Origin of the sequence: Arthrobacter sp. 18067 (assembly GCF_902706295.1) — a bacterium.
Classification (GTDB): domain Bacteria; phylum Actinomycetota; class Actinomycetes; order Actinomycetales; family Micrococcaceae; genus Arthrobacter.
In genome coordinates this window covers 1-383 of sequence record NZ_CACSJJ010000125.1, presented here as the reverse complement: position 1 = coordinate 383, position 383 = coordinate 1, and the positions used below count along the sequence as shown (strand labels likewise).

Genomic DNA, 383 nt, shown 5'->3' with positions numbered 1-383 from the left:
ATCGTAGCGTTTGCCATCTTTATGGCAATTAAACTGATGAATAATCTGAACCGTAAAAAAGAAGAGGCCCCTGCTGCTCCGCCGGCACCGACTAAAGAAGAAGTGCTGCTGAGTGAAATTCGTGACCTGTTAAAAGAGCAGAACAACCGCTCGTAATCAGGCTACAGAAAGCAGAAAGCCAGTGGTAAAAAAGTGATTCACTTTCTTGCCACTGGCCTCCCGGTCCCCCCGTACTGCATATTTTTCTTTTCTCTGATAGCTTCCTTTCCCTTTCTTGTTTTTCTCAACGCGTTGCCTGAATAGCGGGTCATGAAGCAGTGCCTCGATGGCATTATCTTTTATTTGCCCCTTGGTGTGCTGATAGCGACTCATAGTAACTCCTG

At 46.2% G+C, this 383-nt stretch carries 2 protein-coding genes; one reads left to right on the top strand and one right to left on the bottom strand.

The genetic code is table 11. The annotated features are described in order from the left end of the window. Positions 1–156, top strand: coding sequence for an MscL family protein (locus GVL04_RS25090; RefSeq protein ID WP_369122342.1), 156 nt, complete (start codon positions 1–3; stop codon positions 154–156). Here the strand turns inward: GVL04_RS25090 and GVL04_RS24385 are convergent, their stop codons facing one another. Further along, positions 157–372 carry an alternative ribosome-rescue factor A gene (locus GVL04_RS24385; RefSeq protein ID WP_041142959.1) on the bottom strand — a complete coding sequence of 72 codons (216 nt, stop codon included), beginning with the start codon at positions 370–372 and terminating at the stop codon, positions 157–159. It abuts the gene before it with no gap. Positions 373–383 lie beyond the last annotated feature (11 nt).

Excerpts from the sequence above, each read along its gene's own strand:
- GVL04_RS24385 (WP_041142959.1), bottom strand. The coding sequence starts at position 372 with ATGAGTCGCTATCAGCACACCAAGGGGCAAATAAAAGATAATGCCATC.